Origin of the sequence: Bradyrhizobium sp. 604_D8_N2_3, from assembly GCF_051810765.1 — a bacterium.
GTDB lineage: Bacteria > Pseudomonadota > Alphaproteobacteria > Rhizobiales > Xanthobacteraceae > Bradyrhizobium > Bradyrhizobium barranii.
In genome coordinates this window covers 6,936,768-6,963,709 of record NZ_JBPWPM010000001.1, presented here as the reverse complement: position 1 = coordinate 6,963,709, position 26,942 = coordinate 6,936,768, and the positions used below count along the sequence as shown (strand labels likewise).

Below are 26,942 nucleotides of genomic sequence, written 5' to 3'. Positions count from 1 at the left end.
TCAGTCCTCAAGAGTTGCAACGATAGGGTCGGCCCGCGACATAGACCGTCTCGGGCACGAGAGATTCATCCTCGCCGAGACGGAAGCGCAGCAGATCGGCCGGCGCTCCCACCGTCAGCGCAGGAAGGTTGAACGGGATACGCGGATTGACAGTTGCGAGCCTCAGCGCCTCTGCCAGGGTCAATCCGGCCATGCGTCTTGCCGTGGCTATTCCGAACACGAGGCTGACGGCTGCGCCCGCCAGAAATGATGTGCCGACGACTTCCAGCCGGCCGTTCGCCTTCAACTCGACCTTGCCGCCGATCGGCGCGTCGTAGACTCCGGGTGTGCAACCCGCGAGCGCGGCGGCATCGGACACCAGGATCGCTCGCTCCAGCCCCTTTGCGCGCAGCATGGACTTGAAGGTCTCGGGGGGAAGGTGATGGCCATCGGCGATGAAGCTCGCCCATAGCCTGTCCTCCGCCAGTTGCGACCAGATCGGGTTGGGATGTCGTGGCAGCGTGGCGGCGATGCCATTGCCAAGATGCGTCGACAACATTGCGCCCGCCGCGACGGCGGCGGAGATCTGATCCGGTGCGGCGTTTGTATGGCCGAGGGCAACACGGACGCCGCGCGCATGAAGGCCGCGCACATAGGCGTCCGTTTCCGGCCAATGCGGCGACAACGTCACGAGGCCGACGAGGTTTCCGCAGGCCGCCTGCCACGCATCGAACTCGCCGAGGCTCGGCGGCCTGACATGTTCGGCCGGATGCGCACCGCGCGGACCATCTTCTGGCGCGATGTGCGGGCCTTCAACATGCACGAAGGGCATTGCGTGCTTGAGAAACGGATCGCTATCACGCGCCTGCGCTATGGCGCGCAATGCATCGATGATCGCATTATGCGATGCCGTGATGAGCGTAGGGGCAAAACGCGACACCCCGCTGTTGTGGACGGCCGTGACGAGATCGCGGACCGTCCGGAGATCAGGGCGGCCATTGAGATCGTAGCCTGCAAAGCCGTTCAATTGCAGATCGAACAGGCCGAGCGACAGCCACAGCCCGTCATCGTCACCGCCGGGAACGATGTCCGTGATCCGGCCGTCCTGAATGACGATGGTGCGATTCTGTCCGGTCTCCGGATCGCGGCCCGAAACGCGCGTTGCCGGATCTGTCATGCGCGTACCGGTGTCAGTGAGAGCTGCGGCGGCGTGGAATCCTGGTCGAGATACAGCGCGCAACGTGGGTGCGTGCGGAGCGCGCTCGCCGGGCACTCGGTCCCGATCGGACCATATAGCGATCGTTCGACGGCGGCGCGTTTGGACGCGCCGGGCACGACGCAAAACAGCCGGTCGGCATCCAGGAGCCGGGGAATCGTCAGCGTGATTGCATGTGCCGGAACATCTCCGAGCGTCGGGAAGCACTCATCGTCAACCTGCTGCTGCCGGCACACTGCGTCGAGCTCGACGATCTTGACCGACTTGGTGTCGTGCAGATCGGCGACCGGCGGGTCATTGAAGGCGAGGTGACCGTTCACGCCGATTCCGAGGCAGATGATGTCGATCGGGGCTTCGCCGAGAAGGGCCGCATAGCGTGCTGCTTCCCGCTCCGGATCCGGCTCCTGCCCGATCAGGTGAACCGCGCCGAAAGCGATGCGCGAGAACAAGTGACGCGTCAGCCAAGCCCCGAAGCGCTCCGGCGCATCCGCGGGAAGTCCGAGATATTCGTCCATGTGGAAGGCTGTGACGCGCCGCCAGTCGATATCGCGCTCGCGAGCAAGGGCATCCAGCATCTCCGCCTGGCTCGGTGCCGCCGCGAAGATCATCCGCACGTTGCTCTGCCGTCCGAGGTGGTCGCGGAGCGCCGCAGCGACGTCCGCGGCGGCCGCCCGGCCCATCGCATCCCGCGTCTTAAACGTCGCGATTGAGGGAGTCACCGAAGCCGTCATGCTCATCCATGGTCTGCCGGGCCTGCACTTTACCCTCGAGCGGAGAGAATGTGATGCAACCGGTTGCATGTCAAGCTTGCGCCCCGGGCCCGGCCGGGGCATGTCTAGGTGAAGGCGATGCAGAGGAGGCGGCCTGCGGTGAAACGCGATTCCGATAGCGGCGGGGAGGGACGTCCATCGGTCGTGCCGACGATCAGTCAGGTCGCGAAGGCCTCCGGGGTTTCGCGTGCCACCGTATCGCGCGCCTTCTCGCGGCCGGAGATGCTGACCGAGGAGACCGTCCGGCGCGTCAAGGAAGTCGCGGGCAAGCTCGGTTATGTGCCGAACCAGGTCGCGCGTGCGCTTTCGACCGGACGCCACGGCAACGTCGCGCTCATCGTCTCGGATGTCGCGAACCCGTTCTTTCCACCGCTGATCAGGGCGGCGCAACTGCGCGCCGACCAGGCCGGGCTGTGCGTCTTCCTCGGCAATTCGGACGAGGATCCCGTGCGTGAGGAGTTGCTGGTCGGCCGCTTCATCGGCCAGGTGGAGGGGCTGGTCCTCGCCTCGTCGCGCCTGGACGAGGAGCATATCCGCCGTCATGCGACGCGCCGGCCGCTGGTGCTCATCAATCGCGATATCGAAGGCATTACGCGGGTCCTGATCGACACCGCGCCGGGTGTGGCGGCTGCGATCGCACATCTGGCCGAGCTGGGGCACCGGCACATCGCCTATGTCAGCGGCCCCACGACGTCGTGGTCGAACCAGCAACGGCGCAATGCCGTCCGGCGCGAGGCGGAGAAGCGCGGGCTCAAGGTGATCGCCGTGCCCGCGCGTCCACCCTCCTACGACACCGGCCGGCTGGCGGCCACCCAGATCGTCGCCAGCGGCGTCACCGCGGCGATCGCGTTCGACGACCTTGTCGCTCAAGGCCTGATGGCAGGGTTAGCTGCGCTCGGTGTCGAGGTGCCCAAATCGTTCAGTGTCGTCGGCTGTGACGACGTCCTCGGCGAAACAACCTATCCGCCGCTCACCACCGTGTCGGCGCGCTGCGCCGACGCCGGCGATGTCGCGGTCGGCCTGTTGCTCAGCCAGATGAATGGCGGCGTGTCGGGCGAGATTCGCCACAAGCTGAATTCCCATCTCGTCATTCGCGCCTCGACCGGGCCGGCGCCAGCGAAGCGGCGAGGCCGCTGACGATTTCATCAAAGGCCTTCGAAAGCGGCAACGGATCGCAATTGACACGCAACCGGTTGCATGCGAGCTTTTTCGCAGGATTTGTCCCATTCCGTATTGCGAGAATGACCCTCATGATGAGACCCGTCGGCAGGTTCGGCTACATCACGTGTTCCGAGGACAACATTCGCCCGGCGAATTCGGGGCGTCGGTCATGGATGTCGGCCGCGCTGTCGCTGGCGCTCGCTGTCGCCGTGCCGGCGTTTGCGTCTCCTGCTTCGGCGGAGAAGCTGACCATCTGGAGCGGGTGGCCTGATCTGGCCCCGTTCTACAAGCGCGTCGGCGACCAGCTGAAGAGCAAATACCCGGATCTCGAAATCAGCGTTGAGGCCATTGCGCTCCGCGAGCACGAGAAGCGGTTGGCACTGTCGCTTCCATCAGGCGCGGCCGGGGACGTCATCGAGATGGAGGTCGAGGCGGCACGGTATCTCGAGGCCGGCCTCATCCCGGAGCCGCCGGCGTCGATCGTCGATTTCGTCAAAGCCAATTACGACATGACGCGCGTGAAGACCGCCATGTACGAGGGCAAGATCTTCGGTGTGCCGTTATTCCAGGGGCAGGGCGCGCTGTTCTACAACACCGAGATGTTCGCCAGGGCCGGCCTCGACGGTCCGCCCAAGACCATGGCCGACTACACCGCTTATGCGCAGAAGCTCGCGCAGCGCGATGCTTCCGGCGTGCCGACGGTGAGCGGATGGAGCTTGCGTCTCAGCGGCGGCGGCTCGGGCATCGCCGAGAAGTACTGGACCATCCTCTATAATCACGGCGGAACGCTGTTGCAGGAGAAGGGCGGAAAATGGCGCGCCGCCTATGCGAACGCAGCCGGCCGCGCCGCACTCAAGCAGTATCTCGACAACGTCGTGGTCTACCGTACCGTGACGCCCGAGATGAAGGCGGATGCGGAGGCCTTCGAGCTCGGCCAGACCGCGATGTTCATCCGGGAATCCTGGGTGATCGGCGACGTCGCCAAGAAGGCGCCCAATCTCAAATACGCCACGGCTCCACTGCCCAAGGGCACGCTGATGGTCCCGGTCGATCTCTACGTGCCGAACAAGGGACCCAAGAGCCAGATCGCCTGGGATTTCGTGCAAAAGGCCAACGAGCCGGAAAATCTGCTCTGGCTGCTCGAGAACACGGCCTGGGTCCCGAACCGCAAAGGCCTCGACTACTCCGCCGTGCTCAAGAAAATCCCGCAGCTCGACGCCTTCGTCAACACGCCGCCCGGCCACGTCTTCTTCACGGTCCCGGCGATCAGCCCTGCCAGCGAAATCCTCACCCGGCTCGCGGCGCGGCTGGAGAAGGCGTTCACCGACAAATCGCTGGCCGGCAACGACGCCGCGATCGATGCTTTCCTGAAGGCCGCGGCTGAGGAGAGCGACAAGATCCTGGCCCGGGAAGACCTGCTGGCCAAACCCTAGACTCCATCGACAAGGACCCACTCAATCCAGGCGCCGGCGGCTGACCGGCGCTTGCCGGAGGATATATGCGCACCACGCCGAAATGGCTGTTCCCAGTTCTGGCGTTGCTTCCGGTCCTAGGCCTCTATGGCTGTATCCGCGTCTATCCGATCATCGAGACGCTGCGGCTCAGCCTCTTCCAGTGGAATATCATCTCGCGGCGCAAGCCGTTCGTCGGTTTCGCCAACTTCGTCGAGCTGGCGAGCGACCCGCTGTTTCTCGAAGCGATCTTCAACACCACCATCATCGCCTTTAGCGTCGTAGCGATCACCATCCCCGTCGCGCTTGCGCTCGCCGCCTTGATCAACACCCGGCAGGGGCTGCGGCGCAGCGGCGTCTATGAGGCCTCGGTCTTCCTGCCGCACGTCGTCTCGCTGGTTCCGGCCGCGATGGCCTGGAAATGGATTTTCGACGCCCGGCTCGGACCGCTCAACGCCCTGATCGGCCTTGTCGGGATTCCGGCCCAGTCGTGGCTGTTCGACCCTGTCCTGTCGCTGGTGTGCCTGATCGTTCTCTGCTCCTGGCAGGCGATCGGCTATGCCGTCTTGATCTTCCTGGTCGGACTGAAGAACGTCCCGGAGGCGCTCTACGAGGCCGCGCGCCTCGACGGCGCCTCGTCGTTTCAGGCCTTCCGTCACATCGCCGTGCCGCTGCTAAAGCCTGTCATGCTGTACGTGTCGGTCATCACGCTGATCTCGTCCTACAACATCTATGCGCAGGCCTTCGTGCTGGCATCGGATGTCCAGGGTGCGCCGGGGCGTCTCGTCCGAGTCCTCGTCCTCGACATGCTTGAAAACAGCTTTCGTAACTACCGGGTCGGCTACGCTGCTGCCGAAGCCGTCGTACTGCTCGTCATCGTCCTCATTTTGACCAGCGCGCAGTTCAGGCTGTTCCGCGACAGGAGTCGCGCATGAGCGAGCACGAACGCGAGCATCCGTCCGTCGTTGGTCAGAACGGTGCCGTCGGCCTCGTGATCGACGCCGTTCTTGGCGTCGTCAGCCTGATGATGCTCCTGCCGCTGGTCTTCCTGATCAGCAACGCGTTCAAGACGCCGCCGGAGCTGCTGGCGTGGCCGCCGACCGTCATCCCGCACCAGCCGACGCTGGAGAACATCGTCAGCGTCCTGCGCGAAACGCCGCTGTTTCGCTGGATCGGCAACTCGCTGATCTTCGCGACACTCTCGACCGCGAGCATCGTCTCCACATCGGCGATCGTAGGTTATGTGCTCGGCAAGTTCGATCTACCGGGGATCCCGGTCATCTTCGGCGTGATCATCGCGACGGCGGTCGTTCCCTTCGAAGTCTACATGATCCCGCTCTATCTCAACGTCCAGTCCGCCGGCCTGTTGAACACCTGGCCCGGGCTCCTGGTCGGCTATCTCATCATGAGTTTCGGCATCTTCCTGGTGCGGCAATATGTGATGACGTCGATCCCTGACGAGCTGCTGGAGGCTGCCCGGGTGGATGGCGCGGGGGAGCTCTGGATCTTCCTGCGGATCGTGCTGCCGCTGATGCGCGGCCCGTTGGGCGCTCTTGCCGTGCTGGCGTTCTTTCAGGCCTGGACTGCCTTCGCGTGGCCGCTCGTCGTCATGACCAACAAGGAAACCTATACGCTCGAGGTTGGGCTCGCCTTGTTTCAGACCGGCTTCACCGTGGACATCGGTCGCCTCAGCGCGGCCGCGGCGCTGGCGCTGGTTCCGAGCGCACTGTTCTTCTCGCTGATGCGTCGAAATTTCGTACGTGGCGTGGCCTCCAGCGGCTTGAAGGAGTGACGCCATGGCAGCATCGGAACAGGCGTAGATTTTCCTAGCAAATCATCCGTCTCTTAATCGGCGGCTCTGTCGGAGCATCTCTAACCGATGAGTGGGCGACGACTACATTCGCCATCATCCAAGTCGGTCTAGCGCCATCAAGCTGATTTGCGATGTGCGAACTTGAACGAAAAGTGCACGTATCTGGTACGGTAGTCGCGCTGAGGGAAACGAAGATCAAGTAAGATACTGACGTGATTGGTGGGCCCGGCAAGACTCGAATCTGCAACTAGATCGCCATGAGCGGCGGGACAATGGCCGCCTCCGTTGATTTTCCCGCGCATTTCGTTCTGTTGGTGATAGTGTGATAACGCCAGTCATTCCCGGCGACCGACGGCAAGCGAATTCCATTCGCATCCTGCCGGCTAGTCGCCGCGGTCTGCCAAGGTCAGCGTCTTGGCTCGCGTTGATAGGACGTGAGTAAAAAAGTTCATAGGAAAGCAAGCCAGGCGGGAATGGATCGTGAGTTTCTTCGAGCGTCTAAAGACAGAAGCATCTGCTGAGTGGCGGGCCTACACCGAGCATCCCTTCACGAACGGATTGGCAGATGGCTCGCTTCCTGAAGCCGCATTTCGTCACTACCTTGCTCAGGACTATCTGTTCCTCATCGAGTTTGCGCGCGCCTACGCGCTCTCGGTCTACAAGTCGCCCAAGCTTGCCGACATGCGTGAAGCTGCGGCCGGCCTGTCGGCCATCCTTGATGTCGAAATGAGCCTTCATGTGAAGCTGTGTGCCGGTTGGGGTCTATCCCCGAGTGACCTTGAACAAACTCCTCCGGCGGTCGAGATGCTGGCCTACACACGCTACGTGCTCGATGCTGGAATGCGCGGCGATCTGCTGGCACTCAAGGTGGCACTTGCCCCCTGCGTGATCGGGTACGCGGAGATCGCAACGCGGCTCGCCTCGCGACCCGATGCGGACGCTAGGACGAACTCCTATCGGATTTGGATCGACGAGTACGCTGGCGTGCCATACCAGGAGGTCGCGGCGAATGCGCGTGCGCATTTGGAGCATCTCGCCGATCTCTACGCCACGCCGGCTCGCGAGGCAGAACTGATTGCCATCTTCAAGGAAGCCACTCGGCTTGAGGCGGACTTCTGGGAAATGGGCTGGCGTGTGGGCCAGCGTGTTGAATAGCCCTTCGGCAATCGGTTGATTGCAGGGACTCGTTTGACGGCTGCTGCGCACGAGTTGCGGAGGCGCGTTGTTCTAGAGGAACGCAGTGCGCGGGATTGCTGGAGTAACGAAGCACACGGCCTGGAACAGGCGCGAAAGTCCTCGCCAACGATAGGCGAGATGCAGGATCGCTAAGTCATTAGTATTGTTCAGTCGTGTCCAGTGTTGGAGATGGAGATCCTGGCACGCCATCGTTCTTCAAACGTGTCAGCGCCCTCTTTCAGTGCCAACGCTTGTGCATCCAAAGGATTGCCGGGCTTGTTAGCAATGAGGATACCTGTAGCTTCTCCGCGAGAACCGGGTTGGGGACGCTGCTCTGTAGGCCATTCCAGCAATGCTTTCGACAGCATGGGTTTGCCCGCGTACCAGCATTTTCGTCCGTCGATGATACGGTAGGACCACCATTGCCCTTGCGGATTTGGCGGCATTGCGGCGCTGCATTGTTGCTTGGCATGCAGGCTGGTCATTTCGAGCGATGAGAGCGCAACAATGCCGACGGTTAAAGAAAACGCTTGAAGCGGTTTGCTCATGGGCGCGCTCAATTGCCGTGTTGCTGCAATCGACTTACAGCAACGATCAAAGCCGGCCGCTCGAGAACTTCCACCAACTCTTCAAGGATACGCGCATGATCCTTGGGATGGGGCCGAAGGAATTCTTCCAATATAAGTTGCGCGTCGCTAATCGCTTCCAAGGCTAATTGCTGATCAGTCATCACTACTTACTCATCAATTAGTTGCGCAAAGCCAGCGAAGGGAGAGATCAAGTCAGCTTTGAGGAATATCCCCGCTCTTCTATTCACTTTTTATTTCAACTCTCGCGGTGTCGCCTCGGTCAATGTGCGAAATAATCCCACTAAGGCGTGTCGCGAGCGTTAGGGATCCCGGCGACTAAATAATCCGCTGCTCGATCCTCCCTTCGTCATCCCGCGCATCACCACCTGTTTCCTATCTCGCGGCGGCCGGAAAAAATCTGTTTTGCCATGCACCGCCGCGATGCATTGATCTTATTGAACTGTTCCCGATCAGCCTTTCTCACGAAGGGAGAGAGTGCCCCCCCGCAGGAGCTAGGCCAGGGAAACCGTAAACTCGAAATGCCGTCTGGGGGAACGTAGGTAGGCGGCTTCGCCGAGTAAGGCATTTGGGCGGCCGGCTATTTCCACCGCGGTTCGTTCTGCAGCTCTTGGGATATCCTCTTTCGTTCGGCATCCAAGGCAGTCGATCGGGGTCGAGAATGGAAGGATCGCCATGTCCGTTTGCGATCGCATCCACCAGGCGCAAAGGCCATTTTCGAGCTCAGGGCTGATATGGTCTCGCAAGGGAGAACTCGGATGCGCCGTCGGCGCGATATTGTCCTCGAACGGCCGGGGCAGCCAAGTTTGCGGCTATGGAAAGACGGAGAGCTACGTCAGGGTCAAGCTGATGACCACCGTGCCAATGGCAACAGCTCTAACGTCCTAGTACTCGCCGGACGCAAAGCATTCTGATTTCGTTAGTTTGGTGTAGTTGCTCAGCACTCGGGGGATCAATGGAGCCGAGAGTCTCGATACTAAACTTCGCTTCCAACTCTGACGCCATGCAGATGCAAATCTGCAAGCAAGCGTCCGTCGAAAAACCGCCTTGCTGCGCGCAACCGTTTCGGCACGCTGAGAGAAACTGCGGTCGCCATTCTGCAGCCGTGGCGATTGTTATAAAATTGACAGCAGCTATCGTCAGAGCAGGGAGAAATGCGGGCATTGCTTCGCTTCCCTTTTTTAGTTTTCTGAGGGGCCGCTCTAATTCGACTCCATCTTTTTCGGCTCTAGCAATATGTAGCTATTTGCGTAGTTGTCCCCTGAAGCGGAACCACAAATGACCGATCAGTGATAGGACTATGGCGGTCAGAATTATCGGGAGCCAGATCGACGTGGTTATGATGAACAAGGATATGATCACCACACGTCCAAAGATCGATTCGCTGACCGGATTCTTAAGACGAGCGAAATAGGCGTAGATAATAAAGATGGTGGCCGGCACCATCCACGCGGCGACAAGCACCAGTAACAGGTCAACAAGTTGGCTGGCATAATGGTGCATGAGCGCACCTCCTGACAGCGTCGGCGCGAATTGCTGTCACCGCTGCGAGAGATGCGGTGATTGTCGACGATAATTGGTCTTTGTTCGCGTTGGTGGGCATCTGCACGCTCGGCATCGCTGTCACGGCCGGTGCCCAAACTCTTGCGAGCCCGCAGCCTTCGATTCGCCTGAGCTAGGGCCTCTCAACGCGCGCTCGTTGAGATGGCTCGGGCAAGGGCTCGTCCAATGCAATCATAACCATCGGCGGTATTGTGCAATCCGTCCCACGTTACAAGCTCGCTTTGCGCAACTCCGGCATTGATCGAGTTACGCATCAGCGCAAAACGAGAGAATAGGCCGACCCGTTCCTGCTTCGCGGCATCGGCGATGATGCCCTCCATCGTTGAGTAGCTAGCGGAAGCGAGCACCTGTGGCGCATATTGCAGATCCATCAGCACGACATCGGCAGACCCCGCCTTAAGTGCCCTTACCCCTTCAACAACGCTTCTTTTGAGCCCTTGGTCCGGCCGGCCACCCCAGGCGACGTCATTAGTACCTAATTGCCAGATAACGAGATCAGGCGTGTGCGCGAAAACGTCACGCTCGAACCGCGCGATGTTGTTCGGAATCGTATCGCCGACTCGACCGCTGTTGATGACCTCGATCGTTGCATTGGATCTAAGCCTCGAGAGTTCTCGGCGCATCACCTGCGGATATGTGGCCGCGGACCGAAGTACCCAGAGCCCCACCGTCGACGATGATCCGATCGCGACAATCTTTAGCGGCTCACCAGATCTCAAACGCGCCGCCGTGCGGGGCAATTGTGCGCCCAGCGAAACATCCAAATTTGCAGCAAGGCATCTCTCGCCAGATGATGCCCCGTCCTGCGCTTGAGAGGGCGCTGTGCTGGACAAACCGACAATCACAGCAGCACCGATCGACGCTATTGTTCGAGCGGTTCGGCTTACGCATGGTAGAACAAATCGACCCATGTTCCCCAATAACTGGTCGATTCTCTCTTGACAACCCTTGGCTTCAAACGTCTGTTTTTGATTGCAGGTCGATTGACGCGTGGGGAGCGAGCAGCACGTATGAGTCCGGGAATAAGGCAATGTCCGGCAAGCCTGTAGCGAAACGGTTGGTATTCCATATCGGCGGCTATGATCCAATCACGTCGCATGCCAGCGCGCAACGACGCTTTGTGCGCGAAATTGCGAGGTTCCAACGTACTTGGTCAGTGAAAGCGACCGTCGACGGTTCGCATGATTCCGCCGACCAGATACAATGGAACGTGACGACAATCGGCCCCGATTGGCTCGTCGAAACCGATTACCGTCTGGTCCGATGGCACGATGTAATTGAAGTGTTCGGGGGGCGAAGCATCGGCTCACGCATTTCCGTCGGCATTCTTGCGTTTCTGGATTTCGTTCTGACCGGCACTCTTTGGCGTTACTTGCAGACCAATTGGCGCTACGCACTTTTCTTTCTCTATCCATTTGTCGCGTTCGGATTGCTCATCGCTGCCGCCTTTTTGATTGGCGTGGCTGCATTCAAGATCACTGGATCAATTCCCATTGCTACCGGTGGCGGCCTCTTCGGGCTCGCAGCCGTGTTGGCGGGTCCGTGGCGCTGGCTGCACCTGGGCGACTTGTTCGACGATTGGATTTTCTCTTGCGAGTACATTCGATTCGGTAATTCGGAGATAGAGCAGAGGCTGGACAGGTTGGCCGCCGAGCTCGTGGTTGCGGCGAGCAACTCTGCCGCAGACGAAATTGTGGTCGTAGGGCACAGCCTTGGCGCCGTACTAGCGGTTGATCTACTTGATCGCGCCTTGAAGCGGGACCCTGCGCTCGGTCGGAAAAAGATTCCCGTCACATTCTTGAGCGTTGGATCATCCATACTCAAGATCGGCCTGCACCCAAAGGCAGTGCGCTTTCGCAGGGCGGTGGAACGCGTCGCCGATTCCCGCGCGATCTTCTGGGGCGACTATCAGGCCCTCACGGACGCGTTGAATTTTTACAAATGCCGGCCGATGGCCGAAATGGGCTTGTCGACAGAAAACGAGGCGACCGTCAGGGTCGTGAAGATTAGTCGAATGCTTAACGACGACATGTATCAACGCATCCGCTTCAATTTCTTCCGCGTGCACTGCCAGTTCGTCAGTGGAAATGACAGGCGAACATCGTACGACTACTTCATGCTCACATGCGGACCTATTTCAGCCAAATCCCAGACGCTCGCCCCGGATGGCGCTGTGTCGATGATCGCTGACGACGGAGGCCTTGTTGCGGGCGCGCCGGTGTCGGAAAGCGAACTGCTGGGAAATCCGGGCGCGGCAGCCTGATTCAAATGACGCCCACCATTTCAAAAGTCATCTTCGTTGCGTTGGTGATCGGCTGGTACCTCATACGCTATAAGTACGCGCGGCGTTCCCGCCGTGCGAGGGTTGTGCGGAGCGCTCGCGGCCCCCTGGAAACTGCGCTCCTGCTCATATCTCTTTCGGGACTCGGACTTGTGCCGCTCGCCTACGTAGCGACAGGAATGCCTCGTTTCGCAGATCACAGTTTTTATCCCTGGTTGGCTTGGCTGGGGTCTTTCTTTGCGATTGCGGCTTTGGGCGTGTTTCACCTGACACACCGTGCACTCGGCCGGAATTGGTCGATAAGTCTCGACGTGCGGGAGAACCATGAGCTTGTGACGGAAGGGATTTACCGGAGAGTTCGACACCCGATGTATTCGGCATTTTGGCTGTGGGCCATCGCCCAGGCATTGCTGCTGCCGAATTGGATCGCCGGTTTCGCGGGCCTTGCCGGCTTCGGGATCTTGTTCTTTGGCCGCGTCGCAAGGGAAGAGCGAATGATGTTGCAGACGTTTGGCGACAGCTATCGCGATTATATGGCGCGGACCGGTCGGGTCTTCCCGTGGATACTCTGAGGTAGGTCCCGGCACGTCTCGACCTGTGGTACCCACGAGACTGATTTGGAACCAGATGCCTCAATTTGCGTGCCATTTCCGCAACATGCGGCAGAAAAAGCGGTCGGAACCGCGGACTCCCCGGTCTATTCGTTGGTGCCGTGGCGAGTGTCGGGTTATTCCTATGCGTGTCAGGTGAATCCAATCGTTCCGAACAATGGTGAGAACCGATGTTGAAATTCGTTGTCCTTGGAATCGCTTCTTTGGCTTTCGTGGGAACCGCAGCTGCTGCGGACCTGCCACGGCCTCAGCCGGTTGCCGTCGCGGCGCCGGTTGGCAAAGCTCCGATCGGCAAATATCCCGTGGGTAAGAGCCCCGTGGGCAAATACCCGGTCGCTGCCCCGGCTCCGTTGGTGACCAAGGGTTGATCTGACTATTCATTCGTACGCCAGCGGCGTTCGTTTGGGGTAGCAGATTACCTGTGGCATCGGATCTTGGATCCAAGAGGATTCGAAGATGGCGGAAGTGATTCGGAAATATCCGGGTCTGGGGCTTCTTGCAAAGGCCGCCATGCTGGCGGCCTTTGTAGGCTTGGGGGCCGGGATCAGTAGCGCGCAACCACTCGTGGCGCGTACCGACCAGCAGCAACGGGACGCTCTCCCCAGTTCGGCGATGAAGCATGCAGCGACCATGGCTGCTGCTACGCCGGCGATATCCGATGTAAAGCCAGCTCGAAGAGCTGCCGCCACGGGTCCCTACTACGTTGATTTTCGTGCCCGCACGGCGGCAACGTACGGTCATGCATTCGTCTGGTACGGAAAGACGGGCGAAAAGCAGGTCGAGGTCGCTGGTCTGGCTCCGGCCGGCGACGAGGTGCCCTATATCCTGGGACACATTATGTTTGTCCCTTCTGAGACGGGTGCGACCTACGGTGATCTTGACGAGCAATATCTGACGGCCAGCTATCGTGTCTATTTGTCTGAGGCGGACGCCAAGAAGGTCTTTGCTTATATCAAGCGCCAGCAGGAGTCTTCGCCGCTCTGGAATGCAGCAACGACAAACTGTACTGCCTTTATCGGCCGCATAGCGACGTTCATGGGCCTCAACGCTCCGTTTCATCTGCTAAAGCCTGAGGAATACGTCAACAAACTCAGAGAGCTGAACGGGGGACGAAAAACGGTGCAGCTTGAACCAGGTCGAGGCTAAAATCCTCGGATTGAGTTCATCCACTCTTCCTTGCGTCTGGATGGGTGTGAGGTCTTCAAGAAATTCAAGCGAGCTTGTTCTTTGAGGATGCGGTTCGATACGACCAACCTTCGTGCGCTGCCTCGCCTGGTTGATGAATAGGCCGGGAGATCATGGAACGTCCGTGGCGCTGCGCTGCAAGGCAGCTCCACCTCCGCTTGGTCGTGGCTAAGCTCTTGTTGGAAACCGTTCTGAGGGTGAAGTCCTCCTTGGCGTAGTTGAGGAAGGTTCGCAGAACTTGTCGTCGCAGACGAAGATCACCGCTTAGGCAATGGTTCTGCGTCGAGGCCGAGCATCGACATCAATCGACCAGTGCACGTCGCGTACACGGCAGGATAATAGATGCTCTCCGCGCCGGATCGAGATCTGTACCATCAGCACGCTTGTCGCCGCCGATGTTGATTCGCGATCATGATCGCGGTGTAGCCGACCTTTGCGGCGGTCACGGCGCGTAAAGCTGCGTGTTGTCAAGTCGACAAGGGCTCTTTTAGCTTTGTGGAAATGGAAGAGGTGAGTTCACTTCGCTCCTATTCGAGCGCGGTGGATCAGACGCTTTTTTTGAGCTAAGCCGTCTGAGCCGCCTGGAACGGCGCGGGCGGCCGCTCTATTGCGGCATACTCAATGCCTGCAAGCTATCGCGCCGGGTATTCGGGGGACGTGGATGCGGGTCCATATGATTGTTGCCGGCCTTATCCTAGCGATCATCGGGAAGGCCAGTGCCACGGTTGTCGATAAGGGAACCGACGCGCAAAAGTCTTGCGAGCTGCTTGTCAAGAACTCGCTTCGCAATCAGGACGAAGCTCGGTCCGCAGGCGCATGTGAGGGAATGATCGAGACCGCGATGCTCTTTTCACCAAATCTGCCCGCTGACGTGCGTGCATGCCCCCCCGCGCAAGGCAGCCCTTTGCAAAGTGCGAAGGTTTTTCTGCAGTATCTTGATAACAATCCGGATCGAGTGAATGAACCGGGGATCACCGTCGCGATCGAAGCATTCAGGGATGCTTGGCCCTGCCGTGGGGACGGTGCCGGAACTGGACCGAAAAAGCGTGCCCCAAAAAAATCCAATTAGAACGCGTATCTGCTGATACTAATACTAGCCTTACGGTCCGCGATGTTCGCGTCCGACCTGATTGATTCGCAATGCACTACTGCCGAGGTGCGCGAGCTGAACCGCAGTGCTCACCTCCATAACCAGCACTCAAACGCCTTATCGACGAGCGAAGCGACCCCTTGAGCCCCGATCAACAGCGGGGCATTGTGCCATCAACGCCCGGGCTGGAACAGCATGACAATCCCCTGCCGCGTCCTGATGATCTATCCGAAGTTCGTTCCGAATTCGTTTTGGAACTATGCGGAGGCCTGCGAACTCGTCGGCGCGAAGTATCCAACGGCGCCACTCGGCCTGATCACCGTCGCCGCTATGTTGCCGAAGCATTGGGACATCCGGCTCGTCAACCGCAATACCGAGGCGTTGACAGATGCGGACCTCGACTGGGCCGATCTTGTGATGATCGGCGGTATGCTCAACCAGCAGCCTGATGCCATCTATCTGATCGATCTCGCCCACCTGCGCGGCAAGCCGGTATGTGTTGGTGGGCCGGACGTCTCCTCCAGCCCGCATCTTTACGCGGACGCGGACTTCCAGGTGATCGGCGAGGCCGAGCAGGTCATCGAGCAGTTCATCGCCGCCTGGGAAAGCGGCGAACGCAAGGGCGTGTTCATCGCCGAGAAATTCACGATAGATGTCACGCTGAGCCCCATGCCTCGCTACGATCTGCTCAACTTCGATCACTATCTATACATCGGCTTGCAGTATTCGCGTGGCTGCCCGTTCACTTGCGAGTTCTGCGATATTATCGAGCTATATGGTCGCGTGCCGCGTACCAAGACCAACGATCAGATTCTCGCAGAGTTGCAGGCGCTCTACGATCACGGTTATCGCGGGCATGTCGATTTCGTCGACGACAATTTCATCGGCAACAAGAAGAACCTCCGCACCCTGATGCCGCGGCTCAAAGCCTGGCTGGAGGAGCACGACTATCCATTCGAGTTCTCAACCGAAGCCTCGATCAACATCGCGGACGACAGCGAGTTGTTGCAGGCAATGAAGGATGCGAACTTCTTCGCGATCTTCGTCGGCATCGAGAGCCCGGATCCCGAGACGCTCGTGCAGATGAAGAAGAAGCAGAACACCAGGCGCAACATCGCCGAGTGCATTCACAAGATTTACGGCTACGGCATGTTCGTCACCGCTGGCTTCATCGTCGGGTTCGATAGCGAAAAGGCCTCGATAGGACAGGCGATGGCCGACCTCATCGAGGAGGCGAGCATTCCAGTCTCCATCGTTGGACTGCTTTATGCGCTGCCTGGGACACAGCTTACACGGCGGTTGGCCGCGGAAGGCCGCTTGCACCAGGGCCATGACCTCATGAATGTCGAGCAGACGGGCGATCAGTGCACGCTCGGATGCAATTTCGATACTAAGCGTCCGCTTCGTGACATCCTTGCCGATTACAAGGCTGTGCTCGGGCACGTCTACAGTCCGGCAGCATATGCAGGACGGCTGTCGCGTCTCGCCGCCATGCTCGACCGGTCCGACCGACGCCGCGACCTGCCGGATGGCGACGTGCGCAAGAGGCTTGGCGGCATCGACAGCGTACACAAGATCATGCGGGCCCTGCCGAAGGTTCGCGAGCCGTTCTGGAAGACCTTCGTCGAAGTCGCGGAGACCAATCCGGGCGCGCTACGGTACATCGTGATGCTGATGGCGTTGTACATGCACCTCGGGCCGTTCTCGGAACGCGTGATCGGCGAGATTGACCGCCGCATTGCCGAGCTGGACCATGTACCTCCACTAAGGGCTACCGCAGTCAGTCAAGTGCTACCTCCAGCGACGGTGTAGCCACAGCCACTGATCGGGATATTCGCGGATCCAGCCCTCGATGACCGATGTGACCGCCTGCATCGTTCCCTGAATGTCAATTTGTCCGGCGGCATCGCGGACCGGCTTCACTTCTTCAGACAGTTCGCCACGAAAGCGCTGTCCGGGCAGACGGATGACGCGCACACCATGAATCGGGCACTCAATCTGCCGCAGCAGTCGCGCAAGCATCGGATTGGCCCTGGTCTTGCGGCCGAAGAAAGTAACCTCGACGCCGTTGGTCAGATACTGGTCGACCAGCATTCCAACGTGCTGGCCACTTTTAAGGGCCTCGGCAAGTCTTAGGGGCGCATCACGACCCGCGGGAATGAGCGTGCCCATTTTCACGGCGCGCATATCCTGGATGATGCGGTCGGCGGACGCGATGTTGGGTCGGCGATACAGGATCGCAGTATCCGACCCGTGCGCGACGGCTGCCAGGGCCGGAAGTTCCCAGTTAGCGAGATGACTCGCAAAGATCAGCGCCGGTTTGCCGTCGAGCCGCAGCTGCGTAAACAATTCATATGAGCGCCTGTCGATTTCGATGCAGCTAGCTTTGGGCCGTGCGGGATCATAGTTCCAGATGTGATCAAGATGCGCGAATTCGGCGCCGACTCGACCGAGATTGTCCCAGACGCCTGCGAGAATGGTCTCGATCTCTGCAGGCGATTTTTCCGGAAATGCGGCGGTTAGATTGGCTCGACCGATCTTTTGCTCCCGCATCATGGGCCCGATTGAGCGAGTGATCCGAGCGAATAAGTTGGCGGTCTTGGTTGGATCGAAATGGCGAGCGGCACGCAGTATTCCGATCGTCAACGCGCCCACCGCCGCTTGGCCCAGGGGCTTGGTCACGTCGCGAAGTTGGAGCCTGGTCCGCATTGCAACGACAACCTTGGCTTACAATTTCGGCTTCCACGGGCTTCAGCGCGCATCATCATGCCACCGATACGCGATGCGATCAAAGACACCGACGAGTTGCGCAGGGCGCGCCTCTCGAGTTCGCCTGCAACGGAGGATGAATCGTGCGGGTTCGATCGAGTGCTTCGCGCGTAACAATGAGCGTACCCAGGCGTGGGGTGCAGTCCAATCGCGACATCAGCTCCGAAGCCGATTGAGACGTGAGCAGCCGAAGCGATACTTCGGAGCTCGGGTCCTCGCTAGGACGTGGACTCATTAGCGCCGAGCCATAGCCTGATTGACGCGAGTTGCACGAAGGCAAGGTAATTGGCGGCAAGTTTGTCGTAGCGCGTCGCTACCCGACGACATTGCTTGATCCTGTTGAAGAACCGCTCAACTCGATTGCGAGCGCGATACAGGTAGGGACTGAAGCAGATCGGTTCGCTGCGATTGCTTTTCGGCGGGATGTTGGCCCATGCTCCTTTCTTGATCGCAAGTTCTCTAATCCAATCGGCGTCGTAGCCACGGTCCGCCAGCAGCATCGATCCAGGCTTCATGCGAGACAAGAGTTTTCCAGCAAGCCGATTGTCGTGGGCTTCCCCAGGCGTCAGCGCAACTCGGACCGGTAGGCCGTTTGTATCCACGACCGCATGAATCTTACTGGTCAACCCGCCCCGTGATCGCCCCATGCATTGTCTTTTATTCCGGTCGATGCAGGCTCCATGTTGATGCACGCGGACAATCGACGTGTCGATCATTTGCACAGCGGCATCGTGAGCGGCTGCCAAGGCCTTCATAATCGCCGCCCACACACCTGCTCGTCGCCAACGAACGAAGCGATTGTAGCAAGTGGTATACGGGCCGAAGGCGTCTGGTAGATCGCGCCATGGCGCCCCGGATCGTAGCACCCAGAAGATGCCATTGAGGACGCGACGGTCATTCACCCGCGGTACGCCGCGCGGCTTGTTGGGCAGCATCGGCCTGATGGCAGTCCATTCCTCGTCGGAGAGTTCGTAGCGCATGATTCGGCCCCCTTCGTTAGGGGATTTGAATCATGGCTCGGCAGTCAGGCTCAATGGGCGCCAGCCGACGGGATGGCCGCGATGTGCCCGAAAGCGGACGCATTATGCTCACTCTGAGTTTTGTCGAGTTTGACCCGGAACGGACGTCTGGCGCATGACTAGCTGGCGACTGCGCACCCCAATTTGTGCCGAACATGCGATTGCGCCGTGTGCGGTTAGCCGAGGTACTCGGATAGGATGTTGTTCGTGCCACAGTTCGTCGTTTTTTGCGAGGACCTCGCGGAAAGCAGTTGGCCTATGACCGACATCGAGCTACCCCTTGCTTATGAGCAAGAGCAGGAGTTTCCGGCTTGTTCTGATCAAGCCGTCACATTACGACGACGATGGCTACGTCATTCGATGGTGGCGCGGCGGCCTGCCTTCGAACTCATTGGCCTGCCTTTACGGCATCGCGCTCGATTGTCGTGAACGCCAGGTTCTCGGGCCCGATTTCGACATCGAGATCGACGCCATCGATGAGACCAACTGGAAGGTGCGTGTCGCGGATCTGGCGCGCGCAATCAAGGCCGCGGATTCCGGTATGGTGATGCTGGTCGGAGTCCAGTCCAATCAGTTTCCCCGATCGCTTGATCTGGCGAGACGGTTTCGCAAGCTCGGAATCCACGTTGCGATCGGCGGCTTCCATGTGTCCGGCACCCTCTCGATGCTGCCGGAGCGCGATCCCGGCGTTCAGGAGATGATGGACCTCGGTGTGTCGGTCTTCGCAGGCGAGGCCGAGGGACGGCTGGAGGAGCTGTTGCAGGACGCGGCCGCCGGGCGATTGCAGCCTCTCTACAACTACATCGACGATCTGCCGCACCTGGAGAGCCAGCCATTGCCGATCATTCCCCGCCAGCAGATCCGGCGGGTTATCGGCCACACCACGAGCTTCGACGCCGGGCGTGGCTGCCCGTTCCAGTGCTCGTTCTGCACCATCATCAACGTGCAGGGCCGCAAGTCGCGACGCCGCAGCGCCGACGACATCGAGGCCGTGATCCGCGCCAACGTCGCCCAGGGCGTCTTCGCCTTCTTCCTCACCGACGACAATTTTGCGCGCAACAAGGATTGGGAAAGCCTGCTCGACCGCATCATCGCGCTGCGCGAGAAGGAGGGCTGGGACCTTCGCTTCACGATCCAGGTCGACACGCTTTGCCACAAGCTACCGAACTTCATCGAGAAATGCGCCAAGGCCGGCGTCCGGCGATGCTTTATCGGCCTCGAAAACATCAACCCGGACAGTCTGCTCGGCGCCAAGAAGCGGCAGAACAAGATCACCGACTATCGCGAGATGATGCTGGCCTGGAAGAAGGCCAGGATCATGACCGTCGGCGGCTACATTCTGGGCTTTCCCAACGACACACCGGAATCGATCGTTCGCGACATCGAGATCGTCAAGCATGAGCTGCCGATCGACATGCTGGAGTTCTTCTTCCTGACACCACTGCCGGGCTCGGAGGATCACAAGACGCTCTATATGAAGGGCGTCGCGATGGATACGGACCTCAACAAATACGACCTGGACCACGTCACGGTCGACCACCCCGCCATGTCCAAGGCGGACTGGGAGCGGGCCTGTGAGCTCGCCTGGAACACCTATTACAGCTGGGAGCACATCGAGACCCTGATGCGGCGTGCCGCGGCCATGGGCAACAATGTCGGCAAGATCGGGACCTACGCGCTTTATTTCAAAGGCTACCATCCCATCGAGCGGGTCCATCCGCTCGAAGGGGGGGTGCTGCGGCTCAAGAGCCGCGACGAGCGGCGTCCGCATCTGCCGGTCGAGCCGGCCTGGTCGTTCTATCCGCGCTATGCCGCCGAGACCGTCGTGAAGGCCGCGCAATGGGCATCGCTAGCGCTGCGCCTCCACCGGCTGGCGCGCAAGGTCAAGTCGGATCCGCACCGGCTCACCTATGTCGATGAGGCGATCACACTGCTGCCCGACGAGACCGAGAATCTGGACTTGTACAAGACCCGGTCCAGCCAGGCATTTCTCGATCAGCGGCGACATATCGAAGAGGCGCAGAAACCTAAGTTGGCCGTGCGGTAGTTGCCAACTCGCGTTAGTTGATTTCTCGAGTCGCCGCGAACCATCGTATCCTCACGGATTCACGGACAAGCGACGTCCGTTTGCAGCGAACAGCCCCAAAACATCCACTTCGGCTTTTGGTCCTCACGCGAAGTCCGGCTTGGCTCTGAAATCGTCAGCTTATTGGGGTAGACCGGAAGTGACTGGCCGACTTCCAAACCGCCGCTCATGACCCAAACCGGAAGCCGCGCCTGCTCGTGATGGCTGTTATTTCGCCGCGCAGCAACGGCGGCTGGCCGCAAGAAAATCAACCGGGGTGTATAAAAAGGAACATCCTGCGCGACCTTTTCGTGCCCCAATGCTGCAAGCTCCGATATGGAGCCGCAGAAAGAGACGATGCACTCTTAGGCGGCTTGGTTCTCTCTGCCGGAACAGGCCCTAAGGCGACCTCAGTTGGAGCCTCTCGCGCTCTATCCTGGCGGAATAGGGCGATCTCAGGCCGACAAGACAAATAGGCACACAGACCAGACAGCTTTTGTTGGTGACACGGCCATGGTGGACAATAGGGAGTAGGTGCAATGAGAGTCTCCTCGATTGTCGGACTGCTGTTTGCAGCAGTGATGTTGGCGATCATTCCGGTCTCGCCGCAGGTGACACCGCGCGGCGTGGAGTTAAGCGTTGATCAAGCGCAGGCCGTCACGTACCGGCGCGCCCGCGTGACGGCGCGTCGTGTCGACCGTCGCGATTACCGCTATACGCGTCGCGCCGTGCGGCGTGGTGTTTATTAACGGAGCGCGATAGGCAAGGGTGTTGGCGCGGGCAGAGAGCCAGAACCGGTTCCAGTCGTCGCAGCGCGCGAGGCATGCTATGACCCCTCTACCAGCGGGCGACGCGTTCCTTACGGTCGCCATTATGAGTGCCACTTTCCTGACAGAGGTCGATCTTTTCATCCTAATTGGAATGATCTGAAAGGAGCGCAAGTGGCGGCGGCTCCCGTTAAAGTCTGCTCAGTCGGGCATAGCGGACAAGATTGGTGCAGGTTTGGTATCCGGGCGATCAGCGCGATCGAAAGCGCTTGACGCCGGTGGTATGATTTCCGCGATGTGGCCGTACTGCATGCATGCCCGAATTGATGTCGCCACGCATGCCCGAATAGATGGAGAAGGTCGGGTCCGCGGCTAATGCCGCGGCGGGTTCCCATGCCGAGGCGGGCGTCGCAAGGAGCGCGGAAAAAACGAGCGCTGCGCCCAAAACTTTGAAGCTGGTCATGGTATCCTCTTGTTTACTGGCGTGCACGATGCGCGTGCTGTCCATTGACATGAATGACAGTTAGGCGTTGGCATTCCCCTCGCGCAGGGGTGGCGCAATCACGCTTCGTCGATCGGCGTGATGCTGATGTCGGCAACCGGCCGCGTTTCGCAAAGCCGTTGAAAACCTCTCTCCGGACTGTGAATAGAATTTTAGCCGCCGATGGCGCGTACACGCGCAACGGCGCGTGACGAGCGCGGGCCGGAATTTGTGATCGATTCCTCCGCCGACCTCGCGCAGCGGTAAACGACCATGAACAAATATTTCAATTTAAGCCGCCGGTCGCTCCACCCATTTCCAAAGCAAAGGCCAACGCAAAGAGGACTGCGGAGATCCGGTCACTCATTATCTGTCACCTTGGCAACCAGACCCTATCGAAACCTGCGTCCCCTCGTCGGGCCGAGCTTGATCTATCTCAAGTCCCTGAGCGGCGATTGGCGTTGGTTGGCTTGCCCGATCGGACAGCCAGGTCCGATGTTCGGGGGGCACACAGCGGGCAACGCACGCCGAATGAAGTTGTCGCGATCAGATGGATAGCCGCAATGGATTCGCTTTGTCGGAGGTGAAAATGAAGCGAGCCGTCCTCATGACGACCATTGTCGCTCTCGGGGTGATCCAGGGGACACGCGCCGAGCCCCAGGCCGCCCAGTGTTCGTCCTTCTACATCTCGGAAATCAATCTCGTATCGACGGCCGACGGCGAGGCCGGGCACGTTCAGACCTTTGTGGGGTTTGGCCCCTCCAAGGAAGAGGCAGAGAAGAGCGCCCTGGGATGGTGCTCGCATATCAGGTTCGATCTTGAGACCTGTTTGAATTCGGATCGCCTGACCGCTCGCAACTCTCCGTCAGACGGAGGTGACGCCGCACTTCATCTCAAGTACATGAAGGCAGTTGCGCGCATTACCGGCTGCAGTTAGAGCGCGTTCGCGAGCGATCGAACGCGCTTGATCTATATCAAGCAGCTCGTGGCCATCTTGCTGCAGGTAACAGACGACGTAGAGCCCAGGTCAATGTTTCGGGGGCGCACCGGAGCGACCGGCATGCCACTGGCGGCATATTTCTGGAAGGTCGGAGCAGTGTTGCTCGCACTGCTCTTTGTTGCAGATTATTGGCTGCCGAGGGCCCCGACCGTCGATCAGGCGGCTGCGGACCGGCCGGCCATACGTATCCACTCAGATCGCAAATGGCCCGAGCGTATTGTCTTCGATACCCAGTCGCCGGTGATCGTCGCCGCTGCGCCCGTGGCCGAGGCGACCGAGGTCGCAACTTCATCGGATGTGGCCGAACCGCCCGTTACCGTCAGACAGAGCCCGGCGGTGGCGAATTCTTTCGCGATGCTGCCGAAACAGGATACACGCCCGCCTGAAACCGTCGATCGCAAGCGACAACGCAAGATGTTGCATGTTGCGGCTCGACCGAGGCGAAACGTCCAGCCGCAGATGCTTCTGGCGGCACGACAAGGGCAGTTCGGCTGGTTCGGCTTCAGAACCTGGTGATCGGCGTCCGGTCGGGACCTGTATCTCGCTCAGCGTTCCATTGTTCATCGACAAGCCAAGCTTGGATGCGGGACGACGGAATGAGTTGCTTGGGGACGTGCGGATTGATCGTGCCCGCAAATACTACGAGACCTTCGTCGAGCTTTGCACGAACGAATGCCTTGGCCTCTGCTTCCGTAGCGAAGGTCCTTGTTTCCCGAGGGCTCCGCTGCTTCGGCAGCGTGCCGCGTTTACGAACCTCGAAGGTGACATACCAAGTCGGCGTCATCGCACGCACCAACTAATCGCCCTAGCCCAGTCGGTCTCTTATTTTGGTGCGGGTATCACGAAGCTGGTTGATCTGAATCAAGGTCGCGGTGACGGGCGGCAGGAAACACGGATAATGTTCGACGGAGTTAACGCACAGCCCAGCTCACCCTTGATGTACGTCAATGTCGCTCATCTCTCCGCGCACACGCTATCGTAAGCCGTAGGAATGCGGCTTTTGCTACCCTTGGAGGACCATCATGAAGGCTAAGATGCGACTTTCGATCAAGTCAGTGACGGTTACAGGAATCGCTGCCAGCGCACTTCTGGGACTTGCAGGGGCCACACTTGCTCCATCACCGGCCCGCGCGATCGTGTATTGCCAGTACGTCGACTATCCGGTGGGTTGCGTTGCCCGGGCTGGCGTTGCCCTCCGGCCACGGCCCGTTGCGCGCGCTGCAGTCCGTCATAACGTCGGCGGCAATGCCAATGGTGGCGTTAATCGCGTCGGAGTGCGTCGATAGAGGATTTGCCTGCGGGCCACCAGCCTTGGTAACCAACCTCGTGACCCGCGGTAGCATTCAACACTACTTCTCGGCCATGCAGCGTGCCTCCCTTTGCATGTCGGTTATTGGCCCATAGGCGGCCCCGGCCGAGCGTGGCGCAGTGGTCCGGTTTCGCGTGACGAGCCGACCGAGTTGGGCCCCCGATCTCAACGTCCGCCCGTGACCCTGGCTGTCGGATATCGTTTTCGAATTCAAAGAGGCGACGATTGCGCCGCCTCTCCTTGTGGTCCGCGTGCTTACTGGCAGACGTACATGATTCCGTCACCGCCCTTGATCAAGGTGCCGGGCGTGCAACCAATGCCATTGAGCTTCGCGTAGCTATCCCAACCGTCGTAGCAGGTGTAGGAAGCACGCCCAAAGACCCCCACAGCCGTGCCGTACCCGGTCGTGCCGCCGGCACCACACCAGGGGCCGCCAGCGTAGTAGGCCCGCACTGCGTACCAAGGCAGACCGGACTGATCGGGTATGTAGTGACTATAGGGATACGGGCTGACATAGAGCCGCCTCGCTTGGGCACTCTCAACTGACAGCGAAATCCCGCGCTGCTCAGACCAGTCAACGGTGAACAGTGTCGCAAAGGCGATAACCGAAGTTACAATTGCAAAATTTCTGAAAATCATCCGCTTCATCGTTTTGCTCCTATCCTGTCTCGCCCCCTTTGCTTAAGGAGGCCCGTCGGTTGATGCCGACATTGACAAAGATCAAGGGGCTTGACCTAACTCGTGACCAAATTTCAACGTGAATCACGGAGTTTATGCACGCAACCGTGCACAAAGTCAGTCGAGAGATGTTGCTGCGTCGCGCTCTTTGGTGTGTTTGCTCGGTGTTACGTCGAGGCTGAAGTGAGGCTGGCGGATCGCTTCGGGCGGCACCTGAAAGAAGGTAACAGCGCCAATGTTATCGGAAGTCGGCAAAGATTTCGAAACGACAACCAAGTGAGCGATGTCGCCTCTTGGCCGATTGTGTTGCAAAAGTCGAAAGTTGCAGGGCTCAAGCTTCTTCGCGAAAACACTAAGCAGCGAGCGATCGCTGATTCGTATGACCTCAATCGCGTTACCGAAGTCGCCTGTGAATTTTGCGTGAGGCCGTGAGGTCCCTCGCATCTTGTACGCGAAAGTCGCGCCCACGGCCCGCAGAATTTTGGTCATCGGCGAAAATCGACTTTTGCAACAATATCGGCCCTTCAGCGACCTCGGCAGACGTCCGCTTTCCCGCCGCTGTTAGGGGTTGAGCGGACATAAGGCGGCCAGCTGCTTAATGAGTACACAGCCTAGTCATCTGGAACGCAAGTTCGCCACATTAGTTGATAGCTCGAATCTCTACAGAGGAGAGAGCTCGTGGCGAATGCAGGTGAACGAGGCCGGCCGATCGCGCCGTTGGTGCTTAGTCCGCAGGAGCGGGCGTACTTGGAGAGGCAAGTTCGTCGTCATCGCGTTGCCCGATCGCTATCTGAGCGCTGCCGCGCGATCCTGCGGTGTGCGGATGGCTTGCCAAGCAAGTCCGTGGCTGCCGAACTCGGCCTCCACGAACACACCGTTGGCAAGTGGCGTCGCCGATTTTTGAAGGATCGCTGTGATGGCCTGCTTGACGAGGCCCGCCCTGGCCGCCCTCGAACCATCAACGACGATCAGGTTGCTGAGGTAATTGAGCGGACATTGCGTACAACGCCACCCGACGCGACGCACTGGTCGATCCGCTCAATGGCTGAGGAAACTGGCTTTTCCCACACCACGATCCGCCGAATGTGGATGGCGTTCGGCCTGCAGCCGCACCGCAGCCAGACATTCAAGCTGTCGAGCGACCCGCTGTTCGTCGACAAGGTCCGCGATATCGTCGGCCTTTACCTGTCCCCACCGAACCGAGCCCTTGTCCTCAGTATCGATGAGAAAAGCCAGATCCAGGCCCTGGATCGCGAGCAGCCGGTCCTGCCGATGATGCCGGGCGTACCGGAACGGCGCACGCACAGTTATGTGCGGCATGGTACGACCTCGCTGTTTGCCGCGCTCGATGTCGCCTCGGGGTTCGTCATCGGCAAATGCTATAAGCGGCACCGGGCAGTCGAGTTCTTGAAGTTTTTAAAAGGGATCGATGCTCAAGTTCCTGAAGGCCTCGATGTCCATCTCGTCATGGACAACTACGCCACCCACAAAACACCTAAGATCAAAGCGTGGCTCGCCCGTCGGCCGCACTATCATGTCCACTTCACGCCGACTTCCGCGTCATGGATCAATCAGGTCGAGCGCTGGTTCGCTGAACTCACCAGAAAACAGATCCAGCGAGGTGTTCACACCTCCGTCAGGCAGCTCGAGGCCGACATCCGTACCTTCATCGACCTGCACAACAGAAAACCGAAGCCATTCAAATGGACCAAGTCCGCAGACCAGATTTTGGCTTCCGTCAAACGCTTCTGCTATAAAGCTCAGCGGACTTTATGTGGCGAACTTTAGATTCACGTGACTAGTTCTCAAGCCAGACACTCATGCCCGGCTCAAGGTCTGTCGAATCTCCCTTGGGATCGAGGCGTAAGCGCAGCGTATTGCGGTCATGATGGCCGATGACACGCTCTGCCTGCCAGGTGGCAAAGTAAGCGTTTCGGGGCCGTCGGGGCAGCTTCTGACCCAAGGCGACAT

General features: G+C 59.5%; 29 protein-coding genes. 17 read left to right on the top strand and 12 right to left on the bottom strand.

What is annotated here, in order from left to right; genetic code table 11:
• Positions 1-7: 7 nt before the first annotated feature.
• Together AB7245_RS33395 and AB7245_RS33390 are read right to left on the bottom strand one after the other, a co-directional pair.
• Entirely contained in the window at positions 8-1,156 is a 1,149-nt protein-coding gene (locus tag AB7245_RS33395) for an N-acetylglucosamine-6-phosphate deacetylase (protein ID WP_063981789.1), read from the bottom strand.
• Complete coding sequence (locus AB7245_RS33390) at positions 1,153-1,932, bottom strand: glucosamine-6-phosphate deaminase (RefSeq protein WP_231142847.1); 780 nt, start codon at positions 1,930-1,932, stop codon at positions 1,153-1,155. The genes AB7245_RS33395 and AB7245_RS33390 overlap by 4 nt, the downstream gene beginning before the upstream one ends.
• Positions 1,933-2,064: 132 nt before the next feature.
• Here AB7245_RS33390 and AB7245_RS33385 point away from each other — a divergent pair, with 132 nt between their 5' ends.
• From AB7245_RS33385 to tenA, 5 genes are all read left to right on the top strand, one after another.
• The gene (locus AB7245_RS33385) at positions 2,065-3,102 is read left to right on the top strand and encodes a LacI family DNA-binding transcriptional regulator (RefSeq protein WP_231142844.1); all 1,038 of its coding nucleotides are present in this window, start codon (positions 2,065-2,067) and stop codon (positions 3,100-3,102) included.
• Positions 3,103-3,215: 113 nt separating this feature from the next.
• The gene (locus AB7245_RS33380; RefSeq protein ID WP_439035410.1) at positions 3,216-4,559 is read left to right on the top strand and encodes an ABC transporter substrate-binding protein; all 1,344 of its coding nucleotides are present in this window, start codon (positions 3,216-3,218) and stop codon (positions 4,557-4,559) included.
• A 65-nt stretch (positions 4,560-4,624) separates the two neighbouring features.
• Positions 4,625-5,512 (top strand): carbohydrate ABC transporter permease, encoded by an 888-nt coding sequence (locus tag AB7245_RS33375; RefSeq protein WP_063981792.1) that lies wholly within the window; start codon positions 4,625-4,627, stop codon positions 5,510-5,512.
• Positions 5,509-6,369, top strand: coding sequence for a carbohydrate ABC transporter permease (locus AB7245_RS33370; protein WP_231142842.1), 861 nt, complete (start codon positions 5,509-5,511; stop codon positions 6,367-6,369). Before AB7245_RS33375 ends, AB7245_RS33370 begins: the two co-directional genes overlap by 4 nt.
• A 501-nt stretch (positions 6,370-6,870) precedes the next feature.
• A complete protein-coding gene (gene tenA / locus AB7245_RS33365) occupies positions 6,871-7,545 on the top strand; it encodes a thiaminase II (RefSeq protein WP_063986180.1) in 675 nt (224 codons plus the stop codon).
• Between the two features lie 188 nt (positions 7,546-7,733).
• Here tenA and AB7245_RS33360 read toward each other — a convergent pair whose 3' ends face one another.
• From AB7245_RS33360 to AB7245_RS33345, 4 genes are all read right to left on the bottom strand, one after another.
• Positions 7,734-8,114: a hypothetical protein gene (locus tag AB7245_RS33360; RefSeq protein ID WP_231142841.1), complete on the bottom strand. Its 381-nt coding sequence runs from the start codon at positions 8,112-8,114 to the stop codon at positions 7,734-7,736.
• A gap of 8 nt (positions 8,115-8,122) precedes the next feature.
• Positions 8,123-8,296, bottom strand: coding sequence for a hypothetical protein (locus tag AB7245_RS33355; RefSeq protein WP_166343440.1), 174 nt, complete (start codon positions 8,294-8,296; stop codon positions 8,123-8,125).
• 1,099 nt (positions 8,297-9,395) lie between these two features.
• The gene (locus AB7245_RS33350) at positions 9,396-9,656 is read right to left on the bottom strand and encodes a hypothetical protein (protein ID WP_063981794.1); all 261 of its coding nucleotides are present in this window, start codon (positions 9,654-9,656) and stop codon (positions 9,396-9,398) included.
• A 182-nt stretch (positions 9,657-9,838) separates the two neighbouring features.
• Positions 9,839-10,480: an SGNH/GDSL hydrolase family protein gene (locus AB7245_RS33345; RefSeq protein ID WP_231142840.1), complete on the bottom strand. Its 642-nt coding sequence runs from the start codon at positions 10,478-10,480 to the stop codon at positions 9,839-9,841.
• Between the two features lie 266 nt (positions 10,481-10,746).
• Between AB7245_RS33345 and AB7245_RS33340 the strand changes: the two genes are divergently transcribed.
• From AB7245_RS33340 to AB7245_RS33315, 6 genes are all read left to right on the top strand, one after another.
• On the top strand, positions 10,747-11,979 hold the full coding sequence (locus AB7245_RS33340; protein ID WP_439035409.1) for a hypothetical protein: 1,233 nt from the start codon (positions 10,747-10,749) through the stop codon (positions 11,977-11,979).
• Between the two features lie 5 nt (positions 11,980-11,984).
• A complete protein-coding gene (locus AB7245_RS33335; RefSeq protein ID WP_063981797.1) occupies positions 11,985-12,569 on the top strand; it encodes a protein-S-isoprenylcysteine O-methyltransferase in 585 nt (194 codons plus the stop codon).
• Positions 12,570-12,778: 209 nt separating this feature from the next.
• On the top strand, positions 12,779-12,976 hold the full coding sequence (locus tag AB7245_RS33330; RefSeq protein ID WP_071911340.1) for a hypothetical protein: 198 nt from the start codon (positions 12,779-12,781) through the stop codon (positions 12,974-12,976).
• An 88-nt stretch (positions 12,977-13,064) separates the two neighbouring features.
• Positions 13,065-13,754 carry a hypothetical protein gene (locus AB7245_RS33325; RefSeq protein WP_439035408.1) on the top strand — a complete coding sequence of 230 codons (690 nt, stop codon included), beginning with the start codon at positions 13,065-13,067 and terminating at the stop codon, positions 13,752-13,754.
• A 700-nt stretch (positions 13,755-14,454) separates the two neighbouring features.
• Positions 14,455-14,862 carry a Rap1a/Tai family immunity protein gene (locus tag AB7245_RS33320; protein ID WP_071911343.1) on the top strand — a complete coding sequence of 136 codons (408 nt, stop codon included), beginning with the start codon at positions 14,455-14,457 and terminating at the stop codon, positions 14,860-14,862.
• A gap of 216 nt (positions 14,863-15,078) precedes the next feature.
• A complete protein-coding gene (locus AB7245_RS33315; protein WP_063981799.1) occupies positions 15,079-16,695 on the top strand; it encodes a B12-binding domain-containing radical SAM protein in 1,617 nt (538 codons plus the stop codon).
• Here AB7245_RS33315 and AB7245_RS33310 read toward each other — a convergent pair.
• Together AB7245_RS33310 and AB7245_RS33305 are read right to left on the bottom strand one after the other, a co-directional pair.
• Complete coding sequence (locus AB7245_RS33310) at positions 16,675-17,592, bottom strand: lipid A biosynthesis lauroyl acyltransferase (protein WP_063981800.1); 918 nt, start codon at positions 17,590-17,592, stop codon at positions 16,675-16,677. The two genes, AB7245_RS33315 and AB7245_RS33310, sit on opposite strands and share 21 nt — an antisense overlap.
• Positions 17,593-17,870: 278 nt before the next feature.
• A complete protein-coding gene (locus AB7245_RS33305; RefSeq protein WP_063981801.1) occupies positions 17,871-18,632 on the bottom strand; it encodes an IS5 family transposase in 762 nt (253 codons plus the stop codon).
• A gap of 325 nt (positions 18,633-18,957) precedes the next feature.
• On the opposite strand from AB7245_RS33305, the gene AB7245_RS33300 reads away from it, so the two are divergent.
• Together AB7245_RS33300 and AB7245_RS33295 are read left to right on the top strand one after the other, a co-directional pair.
• A complete protein-coding gene (locus AB7245_RS33300; protein ID WP_063981802.1) occupies positions 18,958-20,718 on the top strand; it encodes a B12-binding domain-containing radical SAM protein in 1,761 nt (586 codons plus the stop codon).
• A 557-nt stretch (positions 20,719-21,275) separates the two neighbouring features.
• Positions 21,276-21,485 (top strand): hypothetical protein, encoded by a 210-nt coding sequence (locus tag AB7245_RS33295; protein WP_135216245.1) that lies wholly within the window; start codon positions 21,276-21,278, stop codon positions 21,483-21,485.
• Between the two features lie 268 nt (positions 21,486-21,753).
• Here the strand turns inward: AB7245_RS33295 and AB7245_RS33290 are convergent, their stop codons facing one another.
• Positions 21,754-21,966 (bottom strand): hypothetical protein, encoded by a 213-nt coding sequence (locus AB7245_RS33290; protein WP_144030618.1) that lies wholly within the window; start codon positions 21,964-21,966, stop codon positions 21,754-21,756.
• Positions 21,967-22,573: 607 nt separating this feature from the next.
• Here AB7245_RS33290 and AB7245_RS33285 point away from each other — a divergent pair.
• The gene (locus AB7245_RS33285) at positions 22,574-22,921 is read left to right on the top strand and encodes a hypothetical protein (RefSeq protein ID WP_187387974.1); all 348 of its coding nucleotides are present in this window, start codon (positions 22,574-22,576) and stop codon (positions 22,919-22,921) included.
• 27 nt (positions 22,922-22,948) lie between these two features.
• Positions 22,949-23,500, top strand: coding sequence for a hypothetical protein (locus AB7245_RS33280; RefSeq protein ID WP_063981805.1), 552 nt, complete (start codon positions 22,949-22,951; stop codon positions 23,498-23,500).
• Here the strand turns inward: AB7245_RS33280 and AB7245_RS33275 are convergent.
• Positions 23,487-23,768, bottom strand: coding sequence for a hypothetical protein (locus AB7245_RS33275; RefSeq protein ID WP_084795344.1), 282 nt, complete (start codon positions 23,766-23,768; stop codon positions 23,487-23,489). The genes AB7245_RS33280 and AB7245_RS33275 overlap by 14 nt on opposite strands.
• Positions 23,769-24,006: 238 nt before the next feature.
• Here AB7245_RS33275 and AB7245_RS33270 point away from each other — a divergent pair, with 238 nt between their 5' ends.
• The gene (locus tag AB7245_RS33270; RefSeq protein WP_085398219.1) at positions 24,007-24,270 is read left to right on the top strand and encodes a hypothetical protein; all 264 of its coding nucleotides are present in this window, start codon (positions 24,007-24,009) and stop codon (positions 24,268-24,270) included.
• A gap of 278 nt (positions 24,271-24,548) precedes the next feature.
• Here AB7245_RS33270 and AB7245_RS33265 read toward each other — a convergent pair whose 3' ends face one another.
• Positions 24,549-24,941, bottom strand: a complete 393-nt coding sequence (locus AB7245_RS33265) for a hypothetical protein (RefSeq protein WP_063981806.1) — start codon at positions 24,939-24,941, stop codon at positions 24,549-24,551.
• A gap of 147 nt (positions 24,942-25,088) precedes the next feature.
• Positions 25,089-25,460, bottom strand: a complete 372-nt coding sequence (locus tag AB7245_RS33260) for a hypothetical protein (RefSeq protein ID WP_063981807.1) — start codon at positions 25,458-25,460, stop codon at positions 25,089-25,091.
• Positions 25,461-25,649: 189 nt separating this feature from the next.
• On the opposite strand from AB7245_RS33260, the gene AB7245_RS33255 reads away from it, so the two are divergent.
• On the top strand, positions 25,650-26,759 hold the full coding sequence (locus AB7245_RS33255) for an IS630 family transposase (protein WP_231142782.1): 1,110 nt from the start codon (positions 25,650-25,652) through the stop codon (positions 26,757-26,759).
• Positions 26,760-26,942 lie beyond the last annotated feature (183 nt).

Excerpts from the sequence above, each read along its gene's own strand:
- AB7245_RS33390 (WP_231142847.1), bottom strand. The coding sequence starts at position 1,932 with ATGAGCATGACGGCTTCGGTGACTCCCTCAATCGCGACGTTTAAGACG.
- AB7245_RS33275 (WP_084795344.1), bottom strand. The coding sequence starts at position 23,768 with ATGACGCCGACTTGGTATGTCACCTTCGAGGTTCGTAAACGCGGCACG.
- AB7245_RS33330 (WP_071911340.1), top strand. The coding sequence starts at position 12,779 with ATGTTGAAATTCGTTGTCCTTGGAATCGCTTCTTTGGCTTTCGTGGGA.
- AB7245_RS33355 (WP_166343440.1), bottom strand. The coding sequence starts at position 8,296 with ATGACTGATCAGCAATTAGCCTTGGAAGCGATTAGCGACGCGCAACTT.
- AB7245_RS33290 (WP_144030618.1), bottom strand. The coding sequence starts at position 21,966 with ATGACCAGCTTCAAAGTTTTGGGCGCAGCGCTCGTTTTTTCCGCGCTC.
- AB7245_RS33325 (WP_439035408.1), top strand. The coding sequence starts at position 13,065 with ATGGCGGAAGTGATTCGGAAATATCCGGGTCTGGGGCTTCTTGCAAAG.
- AB7245_RS33335 (WP_063981797.1), top strand. The coding sequence starts at position 11,985 with ATGACGCCCACCATTTCAAAAGTCATCTTCGTTGCGTTGGTGATCGGC.
- AB7245_RS33340 (WP_439035409.1), top strand. The coding sequence starts at position 10,747 with ATGTCCGGCAAGCCTGTAGCGAAACGGTTGGTATTCCATATCGGCGGC.
- AB7245_RS33360 (WP_231142841.1), bottom strand. The coding sequence starts at position 8,114 with ATGAGCAAACCGCTTCAAGCGTTTTCTTTAACCGTCGGCATTGTTGCG.
- AB7245_RS33260 (WP_063981807.1), bottom strand. The coding sequence starts at position 25,460 with ATGACCAAAATTCTGCGGGCCGTGGGCGCGACTTTCGCGTACAAGATG.
- AB7245_RS33285 (WP_187387974.1), top strand. The coding sequence starts at position 22,574 with ATGAAGCGAGCCGTCCTCATGACGACCATTGTCGCTCTCGGGGTGATC.
- AB7245_RS33350 (WP_063981794.1), bottom strand. The coding sequence starts at position 9,656 with ATGCACCATTATGCCAGCCAACTTGTTGACCTGTTACTGGTGCTTGTC.
- AB7245_RS33375 (WP_063981792.1), top strand. The coding sequence starts at position 4,625 with ATGCGCACCACGCCGAAATGGCTGTTCCCAGTTCTGGCGTTGCTTCCG.
- AB7245_RS33315 (WP_063981799.1), top strand. The coding sequence starts at position 15,079 with ATGACAATCCCCTGCCGCGTCCTGATGATCTATCCGAAGTTCGTTCCG.
- AB7245_RS33305 (WP_063981801.1), bottom strand. The coding sequence starts at position 18,632 with ATGCGCTACGAACTCTCCGACGAGGAATGGACTGCCATCAGGCCGATG.
- AB7245_RS33395 (WP_063981789.1), bottom strand. The coding sequence starts at position 1,156 with ATGACAGATCCGGCAACGCGCGTTTCGGGCCGCGATCCGGAGACCGGA.
- AB7245_RS33295 (WP_135216245.1), top strand. The coding sequence starts at position 21,276 with ATGAGAGTCTCCTCGATTGTCGGACTGCTGTTTGCAGCAGTGATGTTG.
- AB7245_RS33270 (WP_085398219.1), top strand. The coding sequence starts at position 24,007 with ATGAAGGCTAAGATGCGACTTTCGATCAAGTCAGTGACGGTTACAGGA.
- AB7245_RS33265 (WP_063981806.1), bottom strand. The coding sequence starts at position 24,941 with ATGAAGCGGATGATTTTCAGAAATTTTGCAATTGTAACTTCGGTTATC.
- AB7245_RS33320 (WP_071911343.1), top strand. The coding sequence starts at position 14,455 with ATGCGGGTCCATATGATTGTTGCCGGCCTTATCCTAGCGATCATCGGG.
- AB7245_RS33380 (WP_439035410.1), top strand. The coding sequence starts at position 3,216 with ATGATGAGACCCGTCGGCAGGTTCGGCTACATCACGTGTTCCGAGGAC.
- AB7245_RS33300 (WP_063981802.1), top strand. The coding sequence starts at position 18,958 with ATGAGCAAGAGCAGGAGTTTCCGGCTTGTTCTGATCAAGCCGTCACAT.
- AB7245_RS33310 (WP_063981800.1), bottom strand. The coding sequence starts at position 17,592 with ATGCGGACCAGGCTCCAACTTCGCGACGTGACCAAGCCCCTGGGCCAA.
- AB7245_RS33370 (WP_231142842.1), top strand. The coding sequence starts at position 5,509 with ATGAGCGAGCACGAACGCGAGCATCCGTCCGTCGTTGGTCAGAACGGT.